This window comes from Pyruvatibacter mobilis (assembly GCF_012848855.1).
GTDB lineage: Bacteria > Pseudomonadota > Alphaproteobacteria > CGMCC-115125 > CGMCC-115125 > Pyruvatibacter > Pyruvatibacter mobilis.
In genome coordinates, this window is record NZ_CP051630.1 from 2,533,994 (window position 1) to 2,545,456 (window position 11,463).

5 protein-coding genes are annotated in these 11,463 nt (G+C 58.0%); 3 read left to right on the forward strand and 2 right to left on the reverse strand.

The window, feature by feature from the left end; translation table 11 throughout:
- Nucleotides 1-23: 23 nt before the first annotated feature.
- Nucleotides 24-443: a ribbon-helix-helix domain-containing protein gene (locus HG718_RS11790; protein ID WP_045694959.1), complete on the reverse strand. Its 420-nt coding sequence runs from the start codon at nt 441-443 to the stop codon at nt 24-26.
- 2 nt (nt 444-445) lie between these two features.
- Nucleotides 446-2,407 carry a conjugal transfer protein TraG gene (locus tag HG718_RS11795; RefSeq protein WP_045694970.1) on the reverse strand — a complete coding sequence of 654 codons (1,962 nt, stop codon included), beginning with the start codon at nt 2,405-2,407 and terminating at the stop codon, nt 446-448.
- A gap of 230 nt (nt 2,408-2,637) precedes the next feature.
- Between HG718_RS11795 and HG718_RS11800 the strand changes: the two genes are divergently transcribed.
- From HG718_RS11800 to HG718_RS11810, 3 genes are read left to right on the forward strand one after another with little or no spacing between them, the layout of a single operon-like run.
- Nucleotides 2,638-3,504, forward strand: coding sequence for a BrxR family helix-turn-helix transcriptional regulator (locus HG718_RS11800; RefSeq protein ID WP_160589034.1), 867 nt, complete (start codon nt 2,638-2,640; stop codon nt 3,502-3,504).
- A 10-nt stretch (nt 3,505-3,514) separates the two neighbouring features.
- On the forward strand, nt 3,515-8,701 hold the full coding sequence (locus HG718_RS11805; RefSeq protein ID WP_160589035.1) for a DEAD/DEAH box helicase: 5,187 nt from the start codon (nt 3,515-3,517) through the stop codon (nt 8,699-8,701).
- Complete coding sequence (locus tag HG718_RS11810; RefSeq protein ID WP_045694956.1) at nt 8,698-11,463, forward strand: DEAD/DEAH box helicase; 2,766 nt, start codon at nt 8,698-8,700, stop codon at nt 11,461-11,463. Before HG718_RS11805 ends, HG718_RS11810 begins: the two co-directional genes overlap by 4 nt.

The following is an 11,463-nucleotide window of genomic DNA, read 5'->3' on the forward strand; positions in this document are numbered from 1 at the left end:
AAATGCGCTGTATGCGTCAAAACTCAATCATTAAGGTCGTCGGCAGCCGAGGCAGACAAAGCCCGCTTCGATAGCGGTTCATCCGAGGCCACGCGCCTGGCGACCTGATCGATGAAGAATTCAAAACGGCGCTGGCCGAGGAGCTGGGCGGCGTCACGTTCGGCTTCTGGGATCGGGTCTGTCCGAGTGAGCCAGTAAAGGACGAACTGGCCGAGGGTTTCTAGGCATAGGGCGAGGTCTCGCTCCATGGCGTTCTGGCGCGCCTCGATCCGGTCGAGGCGCTGCAACAGAATGTCATCGCGCGCCGCGGTCCGCTGCGGATCGAGATAGGCCCGTAGCGCATCTTCCATGATCGCGGATTTTGTTGCGCCGGGCGCAAGGACCATCTCGTCCAGCTTGCGATGCAACTCATGGGAGAGGCGGATATTGACGCGTGGCTTCATGATCAGAATTTCGGAAAGAAGTCGCCGTCCGCGCGGTCCATGCCAAGGGCGCGCTGGGCTGGCTTGAGGGATTTCACAGCTGCCGCATCAAGTTCCCCATCCTCTTTCGGCAGGTCAGGCACCTCCTCGCGTGCGGGCGTTTCTTTTTCTGGCGGATCGAGGCTCGGCGTCTGGCTGTGTTGCAGTCCGCCCTCGTCTGACCCGGTCGGGCTGACAGTTGGCGGCACAGGCTCCACGCTGGCCAATACGCCATCCCAGTCATGACCCCGCCTCTCCGGAAGAAACGGATTGGTTGGCGGCGGCAGAACCCGCGCGGTGAAATTCCGGTCTTCGAAATAGCGGAGTTTCTTCGCCTTCAAGGGCCGCGCGCCGGAGACCATGACGAGTTCTTCGTCAGAGGGCAGCTGCATCACCTCGCCCGGCGTCAGAAGGGGCCGCTGGGTTTCCTGGGCCGAGACCATGACGTGGGAGAGCCAGGGCGCGAGGCGGTGGCCGGCATAGTTGCGCTGGGCGCGTTGCTGGGTGGTTGTTCCGAGGGCGTCGGAAATTCGTTTCGCTGTGCGCTCATCATTGGTCGCAAAGGCGATGCGCACATGGCAATTGTCGAGAATGGCATTGTTTGGCCCATAGGCCTTTTCGATCTGGTTCAGGGACTGGGCGATCAGATAGGCGCGCATGCCATAGCCCGCCATGAAGGCGAGCGCGCTCTCGAAGAAATCGAGCCGCCCGAGCGCCGGAAACTCGTCCAGCATCAGCAACACTTTGCGACGCCGCTCTCCCTTGCGTGGCAGGTCCTCGGTCAGCCTGCGTCCGATCTGATTGAGGATCAGCCGCACCAGCGGTTTTGTCCGTGAAATGTCTGATGGCGGGATGACCAGATAGAGCGAGCATGGCCGCTTGCCCTCGATCAGATCGGCGATCCGCCAGTCACTGGCGCTGGTGGCGCTGGCAATGACCGGGTCGCGGTACAGCCCCAGAAAACTCATGGCGGTGGAAAGTACGCCGGATCGCTCATTCTCGGACTTGTTCAGGAGTTCGCGGGCAGCCTGCGCGACGATCGGGTGCACCGCGCTGCCCAGATGTGGGGTATTCATCATGGCGGACAGGGTCGCCTCGAAGCTGCGGTCCGGGTCAGACAGAAACCGCGCACAACCGGCCAGCGTCTTGTCTGTTTCGGCATAGAGCACGTGCAGGATGACACCGACCAGGAGCGCATGCCCGGTCTTCTCCCAGTGATTGCGGCGTTCCAGCGAGCCCTCGGGATCGACCAGGATGTCGGCGATGTTCTGCACGTCGCGCACTTCATTGTCGCCGCGCCTCACCTCCATGAGCGGATTGAACCGAACCGAACCTGTATCCGTCGGCTCAAAGCGCAGGCAATGGGAAAAGCGTGACCGCCAGCCTGAGGTCAGGTCCCAGTTCTCGCCCTTGATGTCATGAATGACCGCGCTGCCGGTCCAGCCGAGAAGGGTTGGCACAACGAGCCCCACGCCCTTGCCGGAGCGGGTCGGCGCGAAGGCCATGACATGTTCCGGGCCGTCATGGCGCAGATAGGCGGATTTCCAGCGCCCGAGAAAGACACCATCCTCGACCAGAAGTCCGGCCTTGCGGACATCATGCGCACTGGCCCAGCGCGCCGACCCATAAGTTGTCAGATGCTTCTTCGATCGCGCCCGCAAGAGCGAGCCGATCACGGCGACCACCGCCCCCAAAAACCCGCCACCAGCGGCAATCAGTCCGCCGCGCGCAAACACGCCCGGCGCATAGGCTTCGTAAGCGTACCACCACTGGAACAAACGCCAGGGCCGATAGACCGGCGTATCGCCAAGCATGAACCAGGGTCGCCCAAGCCCCGGCTGGAAGCCAAGCGCCTCTGCGGTCCACTGGGTCGCGCCCCACATCGAGAACAGGATGATCAGGCAGACCAGACAGAAGGTGCCGATAAGAACTTTTGTGCCGGTCATCATGCGGTCCGAACAGACAAGGGGAGCGCTCAAGCATCAGCCAAAGCGAAGCCCTCGCCCAGACGGGAAAGGCGCAAGAATTCGCAAATCCGAGATTGGACCTTTTCAACTCCGGAGCGTCATTTTCCGGATTGCGGGAATCGAACAACCCGACTACGGTCTGCGTGCAACCAGTTTCTGTGTGAGCAAAGTTACTGGATCAATCATGTCGGCAGGAGGACATGGGCGCAATGAACAAGTCGGAGCTTCGCTGGGGCGTCGAGCGGCGTCTCGAGTTTATCGAGTTCCGGCTGTACTGGGAGGGGCATGTGAACCGCGGCGATCTGATGGAAGTTTTTGGCGTCTCGGTGAATCAGGCTTCGACCGATCTCAACCGTTATCTGGAGCTCGCGCCGGGCAACATGCTCTACGATAAGAGCGAACGCACTTATGTGCGCGGCGATCACTTCTCGCCGAAATTTCTACAACCGGATGCGGGTCGTTATCTTTCACAGCTTCATTTGCTTGATCAGGGGATCTTGGAGCGGTCCGATGCCTGGCTGGGCCATCTCCCGGAATTTGAAGCGTCGCCAACACCAGCCCGCGGGGTCGAGGCCCCGATCCTTCGTTCAATTCTCAAGGCCATCGAAAACAGCGAAGCGATCGAGGTGCGATATCGGTCCATGTCAAACCCGGATCCCGTCTGGCGCTGGATCGCGCCACATGCGCTCGGTTTTGACGGGTTCCGCTGGCATGCCCGGGCCTGGTGCCTGAAGGACGAGGTGTTCAAGGACTTTGTGCTTTCGCGCATGCTCAAGGAACGAAGGCGCAAACCTTCAGAAATAGATCCGCAGGCTGACCTCGACTGGCACAGGAAAGTCGAGTTGGAGGTCGTCCCGCATCCGGCCCTGTCCGAAGCCCAGCGGGCCGCAATCGCGCTCGACTATGGCATGACCAATGGCAGCGCCAGTCTCTTGGTCAGAGGCGCTATGCTTTACTACACACTCCGCCGCCTGGGACTGGACACTGATCCCGACGCCCGCAAACCCCAGGATCAGCACATAATTTTGCAAAACCGCAGTCGGGTCCTTGATTCGGCAAACACCAATCTGTCGTGAGTGAAATGCAATGAAAGCTTTTGAATTCGACCAGCATTTGATCACGGCCTATGAACGGTTCTCGCGTTCCTTCACCTCCATTCGGTCAAATGACCTGCGATCTGAAATTGATCGCCAGTATGACGAAGGGCGTTTTTGGCCTGAGGCATTGTTGTCACTGAATCCCCGCTATCGGTCGGACAAGAATATCGATGAACTTGTAGCGTCGGGCGATCTGGATAGCGCCACTGGCAAGGTTTTCCGCTTTGGTGACGTCCCGATGACGTTTTATCGGCACCAAGCCGAAGCCATCGCCAAGGCGAAAGCGGGTAAGAGTTTCGTCGTTACGACCGGCACGGGATCAGGAAAATCCATGTGCTTTTTTGTGCCGGTGGTGGACGCGATTATCCGGGCCTTACGCGCAGGAAAACCAAGAAAAACCAGGGCGATCATCGTTTATCCAATGAACGCGCTGGCTAATAGCCAGTTGAAGGAGATTGATAAATTCATCAGCCAGTCGGACCTTCCGGACAAGATGCGCCCAGTGATCAAGCGATATACCGGACAGGAAAGTCAGGAAGAGCGCCAGAAGATCGCAGCGAATCCACCGGATATACTTCTGACAAACTATATGATGGCTGAGCTCCTTCTGACGCGTCAGGATAAGCTGGACGCGCAGGTGGTCGAGAATGCGAGCAGCTTGGAATTCATTATTCTGGATGAGCTGCATACCTACCGGGGGCGACAAGGCGCAGACGTGGCCGTTCTTGTCCGGCGACTTCGGGACAGATGCGCGCCCGACGGGGCGCCTGTATGCATCGGTACTTCGGCCACGATGGCATCCGAGGGATCAGATGAAAGCAGAGCTGTTGCCGTGGCAAAAGTCGCCTCCCGTCTGTTCGGCGCGGATATCGGTCCCGATGCCGTCATTGATGAGTCTCTTCAGCGAGCTACGGATGACAATATCAGTTTGGCAGAAGCTATTTCTGCCTTGCCATCCGCTCTTGCCGAGGGCGTTCCGAATGTTTTGGACGATCAGACACTCAGAACGCATCCATTAGCGGTCTGGACGGAGCTTGCTCTTGGCCTTGACGATGGGCTCGAGCTCAAACGGCAAAAGCCGGTTCCTTTCCAAAGTGCTGTCGATCGGCTCGTTGCAGACAGCGGTTCAAGCTCTGAAGTTTGCAAACGGGTTCTTCAGGATTTCCTGACCAAGGTCAGCCTCCCGGAGAGTGACAGAGGCGGAAGCGGAGAACGGGCATTTCTTGCGTTCAAACTTCACCGCTTCATCTCCGGCGCTGGTGAGGTCTTCACGACGCTGACAAAACATCCGCGAACCGTCCTGTTCGAAGGGCAGCTGGAGGATCCAAACGCGCCCGGAAACCGACTGTATCCAACACGCTTCTGCAGAAACTGCGGTCACGAATATCATGTCGTTACGAAGACTGACGATGACGGCCATACCAGATTTCTGCCGCGAGGAATCGACGATACACCACTTGAGTCCGAAGACGGTTCTGAGGTCGCTGGTTATCTCTGCCCCGTGCCAGAAGGCGACGCCGATTTTGTATTCAACGGAGACCTGAGCACGTTTCCCGAGAGCTGGCTTGAGGAACGCAATGGCATGGAGCGGTTGCGGTCCTATCGCAGAGCGCGTGCACCTGTTTCGTTTTTTGTTGAACCCGATGGACGTCACAGTTCAGGCGGCCGGGAGTTCTTCTTTGTGCCGGGCAAATTCGCGTTCTGCCTTTGCTGTCAGGATGAACCTAATCAGGGCATGCGGGAACGCAGCAAACTTGCTGGCTTATCGGGCGAAGGCCGGAGTTCGGCGACAACGCTATTGGTGTCGAGCACCCTTGAATGGATGAATTCGGCCGAGAGTGGCGTTCCGGATACGAAGCGAAAGCTTCTCGGATTTACGGATAACCGCCAGGACGCGGCGCTTCAGTCCGGTCATTTCAATGATTTTCTTTTCGTCAGTCTTTTGCGCGGCGCCATATTGCGGGCAATACTTGACGATGGCCATGACGGCCTGAGTGAGGATGAATTCGGCCTCAGAGTCGTCAAGGCGCTTGGCTTCGTCTCATCCAATGCTGGCGCGCGGGTTCATTGGATGCTGGATCCATCTGCGGGCGCCGTCATTCGTGAGGATGCGCAGCGCGCCCTCGCCAAAGTGCTTGCCCATCGAGTCTGGACAGATCTCCGTCGCGGGTGGCGTTACACGAATCCCAGCCTGTCAGTTCTCAATCTGATTGATGTGCGATTTGTTGGTCTTGAGGAAATTGCCAACGACCGCGAACGAATGATGGCTGTGCTGCCGGAGTTGGGAGAAGTCTCCGCCGACCAACGTCAACAACTCATCAAGGAACTGCTGAGCGCAATGCTCGCTGGTCTTGCGGTCAACACAGAGTCTCTCGACCTCGCGGTGCTCGACGGCGTGGCGCAGAAATCCAGATCGCTGCTCCGTTCGCCCTGGGCCATCGACAGTAAGGAAAAGCCTCGCGGGAGGTCTGCGCTGGTTCAGCGCGCACCCGGCAAGGGCGTGGTCAGCCTACGCGAAGAACAAACGCTACTCCGCGCGGGTCATAATTCTCGTATCGCCAGACTGATCAACAAGAATAGCGTCATCGGAACAAAACTGGGCAAAAATGACTACCTGGATTTTCTCGGGCGCCTTCTCGAACTTCTTTCCGATGAAGGTCTCGTTGTCCCCGTCGAGATCGACACAAATGTCATGGGCTGGCGGCTTACGCCGTCGGCTGTCAGGCTCGTGCCAGGGGCAGCGCTACGGGACGTGGCTGCGCGGGGAAATGAGTATTTCCATAACCTGTATCTCTCCATTGCGAATGATCTCGCCTTGGGGCGGAGCGCATATTGGGGGTTGGAAGGCCGGGAGCACACCGCACAGGTATCTCAAAAACAGCGCGAGTGGCGCGAATGGCGCTTCCGGTTCGAAAGCGACGACCAGAGCAATCTGCAGGGTTCTGAATACAGGACCGAGATAAAGGCGACAGGTGAGTCAGACCAGTTCCTTCCGGCGCTCTTTTGTTCACCGACAATGGAACTCGGTGTTGATATCTCAGCACTGAACGCCGTTTACCTACGCAACGTGCCGCCAACGCCGGCCAACTATGCGCAACGCGCTGGACGTGCCGGGCGCTCTGGTCAGGCTGCGGTGGTGGTCGCGTATTGTGCTTCAGGGTCGCCACACGATCAGTATTTCTTTGATCGCCGCAACGATATGGTTGCCGGTGTTGTGAGGCCGCCAGCTCTCGACATCACAAATGAAGAACTCGTTCGCTCCCATCTTCATGCTGTCTGGCTTGCAGAATCCAAGCTGGCCCTGTCTCCGGACATCCCAGAAATACTCGATTTGCAAGCGGAGAAATTCCCGCTCAAAGACGACATCCTGAGCGCCATTAGCAAACCATCGCTGGTTTCCTCCGCAATGGTCCCCATGAAGCGCGTATTTCATGCCATTCTGGCGGCTGATGGCGGAGCGCTCCCAACATGGATGGATGATGCCGATGACTTCGTCCTCAGCGTGGCCATGGAAGCGCCGAGGTCGTTTGACCAGGCGTTTGGTCGATGGCGGGACCTCTATAAGTCAGCGCGCAGCCAACTGTCAGAGGCCAATGCTCGATCAGAGATAACGGGACTCTCAGGAGCTGATCGACGGAAGATCAAGTCGGCGCAAATTCAGGCGAGTGATCAGATCGCCATCCTTGAGCAAGGCAAGGCATCGAATGGTTCGGATTTCTACTCATATCGGTATCTGGCAACTGAGGGCTTTTTGCCGGGATATAATTTTCCACGACTGCCACTTTACGCTTTTATTCCGGGTGAAGACAAAACCGGATCGTTTTTATCACGAGCTCGGTTCCTGGCGATTTCCGAGTTCGGCCCACGGAGTCTGATTTATCATGAGGGCCGCGCCTATCGTGTCATGAAAGCGAAGCTGCCCCCGGAAGCACGAAGTGGTGACGGTTCGGAGCTTGCAACTAAGGATATCTTTATCTGCCAGGATTGTGGCGCTTGCCATGAAAATGAGGTGGAACGTTGTCATGGCTGCAACGCGCACATGGCAGGTGAAGTGCCGATCAAGAAGACACTGCGGATCGACAATGTCGAGGCCATGCCCACCGAGCGCATTTCGGCAAATGATGAAGAGCGGGTGCGTCAGGGTTTTGACATTCAGACGGTCTTCTCCTGGCCTCGCAAGGAAGGACAGATTCAGGTCACCGATGCTGATTTCCGGTGTGGTGAGAAAAGTCTGTTGGCGCTGCAGTATGCCAACAGTGCCGAGATCAGTCGTTTGAACAAGGGTCTCAAGCGCCGACGGGATCAAACCGTCTTCGGCTTTTATATTGATCCAAGAACAGGGTATTGGGCCAAATCCGAGGATGAAGACGCAGAGACTGACGCGGCGCCGGACGTTGTGAGGCCCGTGCGGATTGTGCCGATCGTCAGGGACCACAAGAATGCGCTTTTGCTCCGGATCACAGATCCGCAAGCCTATACTCCTGAAACAATCACCACCCTGCAGCATGCCCTGCTCAGGGGCATTGAGGTCGTCTACCAGCTGGAGGAAGGTGAAGTATTGGGCGAGCCCTTGCCCGCACGGGACAATCGCCGGGCAATCCTTGCTTATGAAGCGACCGAAGGCGGCGCGGGCGTTCTGACGCGCCTTATCGATGACCCAAAGGCAATCGCGCTGGTGGCCAAGACGGCGCTTGAGCTGATGCACTTTCAAAATATCGACAAGGCGATTGGCGCAGGTGATGCCGCGTTGCTCGCTGACGCAGACCATGAGGCCTGCGTCAGAGGCTGCTATCGGTGCCTGCTCTCATATTTCAACCAGCCCGATCACGAGCAGATTGATCGGGCGAGCGATGAAGTGAAGCAGTTTCTGATTGACCTTGCCCGTGGCGAAACAATTGTTCTGCAAAGGATAAAGCCGGATGCGGGGGCGCATTTATGGCTCAATGCCTTTGCCGCAGCCAATCTGCCTAAACCAGATGCGTTGCATCTTGAACTCGGTGACTCGACGATCGAGTTTGGCTGGAAAACACATCGTGTCGCGGCAACTCTGCAAGCGGTGACAAATGAGCTGGCAGGCGAGGCCCTGGAAAAGGGTTGGGAGATCGTCTCTCTGCCCTCTAGTCCTGACGATGGCCTCCCATCTCAGCTGGTGACACTGTTGGGGGGCGACGCATGAGTTTCAACGTATCACCGGGAGATCTTGTCCGGGCAAGAGGACGGGAGTGGGTCGCACTCCCTGCACCTGATAGTGACGTTCTGGCACTACGTCCGCTTTCTGGGAACGAAAACGACATCGTTCTGCTCAACCCCGAACTCGAACTGACGACAGTGGAGCCTGCTCGTTTCGATCTGCCAACCGATGCGGTGCCAACTGTTCAATCGAAGGCGGCCCTGCTCAGCGACGCGCTGAGACTTACACTGCGTCGCGGCGCCGGCCCGTTCAGGTCGGCGGCTCATCTGGCCTTCGAGCCTCGTACTTATCAACTTGTGCCCTTGCTAATGGCTCTGAGGCTTCAGGTTCCGAGACTTCTCATTGCTGACGATGTGGGGATTGGGAAAACCATCGAAGCCGGACTAATCCTCCGAGAGTTCATGGACCGGGGCGAGGTAGACTCGTTTTCTGTACTCTGCCCGCCGCACCTCGTGGATCAATGGATCATTGAGCTCAAGGACCGGTTCGGGATTGATGCGGTTCCGGTGACCTCGGGAACAGCAGCCCGTCTTGAACGCAATCTGCCCCTGGCCCAGACGCTGTTTGACGCATTTCCCTTTACCGTTGTCAGTCTTGACTACATCAAAGCTGAGAAGCGCCGGGATGGGTTTGCAAGAGCTTGCCCCGATTTCGTTATTGTGGATGAGGCTCACGCCTGCGTCGGCACTCACAAGGGCAAACAGCAGCGCTTTGATCTCCTTCAGGGGCTTGCAAAAGACGTCAGTCGTCGCCTGATCATGCTGACTGCAACGCCGCATTCGGGCGATGAAGAGGCTTTCGCGCGGCTCCTATCACTCATCGATGGTGAATTCGCCAGCGCAGACTTTGACAATGTGCGCTATCGGGAGCGCCTCGCGCGGCATTTTGTTCAGCGCCGACGCGTGGACCTGATTGAAGGTGACTGGGATGAGACGCGGTCCTTTCCAAAACATGAGACCACGGAGTTTTCCTACCGGCTGACGGGACCGCACCTGGACTTTCAGGAGGCGGTTATCGACTACTGCCTTGGCGTGGTGTCACGCGCGGGAAGTCAGCGGCGCGATCAAAGGTTGGCGTTCTGGGGAACGCTCGCGCTTATGCGCTGCGTTGGGTCGTCACCGGCCGCGGCGCTCAGTGCCCTGAGGAACCGCGCCAGCAATGAGACTGAGCGCCTCGAACCCCAGATATACGATGAAGACGGCGATGACGAAGATGCAGTGGACCTCGAGCCGGGCACGGTCTTCACGTCGGACCCTGAACTGCTAGCGCTGCTTGATAAAGCATCAGGGCTCACAACCGAGACAGACCCGAAAATTGACGCGCTCGTCAGTGCCTTGAAACCTCTTATCAAAGACGGGGCAAACCCGGTCGTGTTTTGCCGCTATCTGGCAACTGCGGAATATGTGAAGGAACGGCTCCGCAAGGCGTTCAACAAGGTCACTGTGGAAGCGGTCACCGGTGAACTGACACCCGATGAGCGCCGTGATCGGGTTGCCGAAATGGCGTCCGAAGATTCACAAAAGCAAACCCAGCGCATTCTTGTGGCCACCGATTGCCTGTCTGAGGGCATCAACCTCCAGCAACTCTTCGACACCGTGGTTCACTACGATCTTTCGTGGAACCCGACACGCCACCAGCAGCGAGAGGGTCGCGTTGACCGCTTTGGGCAGCCTGCTGAACTGGTTCGGTCAATCATGATGTTCTCGCCTGACAGCGCAATCGACGGCGCGGTTTTGGACGTCATCTTGCGAAAGGCAGAAGAGATCAGGAAAGCAACCGGCGTCACTGTTCCGCTACCGGAAGAACGCGGAGCGGTCACAGACGCCCTAATGGCGTCGATGATGCTGCGTCGCGGCGGACAGCAACAGCTTGCTCTGGATTTGCGCCTCGATGACGGCACGCGCGCCATCGAGGCGCGGTGGCGCGATGCCAGTGAAAATGAAAAGAAATCACGCGCACGGTTTGCCCAGAACGCCATGAAGCCGAGTGAAGTCGCACCGGAATGGAATAAGGTGAAAGACCTGCTCGGCTCGCCGGATGATGCCAGGGTATTTGTTGATCTGACCATGAGGAAATTCGGCGTACCGCTCGAGAAGAAGGGCGCGGTCCATCTCGCCCATGTCCACGCATTGCAGCCGAGCCTGAAAGAGAAACTGGATCAGCGCGGACTCAAGGGATCAGTGAGGCTTGCCACTGCCGAACCGGCGCCTTCGGGAACCAGTCTTCTGACGCGGACCCATCCCTTGACATCTTCGCTGGCGGAAAGCCTGCTCGAAGCCTCTCTCGAACCTGAATCATTGCCCGATCTTGGGATCGGCCGCGTCGGCGCCTGGCCGACGCCAGCGGTGTCGGTCATAACGCGCATTGCTTTGCTGCGGATCCGGTACAAGCTGACTATTCATGCGCGGAAGGAAAGGCTTCTTCTTGCGGAGGAAGCTGCGCTTGTCGCGCTACAAGGCCAGACCCTCGTTGCGTCCGGCAACACGGTGCGCGACTGGCTCGGCACGCCGGCGACTGCTGACCTCGCAGACATTGCGCGTAAACGCCTGTCTGACGCTGCCAAGGCTGAGCTTCCTGCGATGCTTGAAGGTCCGCTTGCGGACTTTATCAGGCAACGAGCGGAGGAACTCGTGGAAGATCATGCCCGTCTGCGCGCCGCTGCAGGGTCAGCGTCCAGAGTTAGCGTCGAAGCCGTGCTGCCGCCGGATGTGATCGGGCTCTTTGTTCTCATCCCGGACGGGGTTTAA

Bases quoted from the DNA above. Each gene is read 5' to 3' on its own strand.
- HG718_RS11800 (WP_160589034.1), top strand. From the start codon at position 2,638: ATGAACAAGTCGGAGCTTCGCTGGGGCGTCGAGCGGCGTCTCGAGTTT.
- HG718_RS11795 (WP_045694970.1), bottom strand. From the start codon at position 2,407: ATGACCGGCACAAAAGTTCTTATCGGCACCTTCTGTCTGGTCTGCCTG.
- HG718_RS11810 (WP_045694956.1), top strand. From the start codon at position 8,698: ATGAGTTTCAACGTATCACCGGGAGATCTTGTCCGGGCAAGAGGACGG.
- HG718_RS11805 (WP_160589035.1), top strand. From the start codon at position 3,515: ATGAAAGCTTTTGAATTCGACCAGCATTTGATCACGGCCTATGAACGG.
- HG718_RS11790 (WP_045694959.1), bottom strand. From the start codon at position 443: ATGAAGCCACGCGTCAATATCCGCCTCTCCCATGAGTTGCATCGCAAG.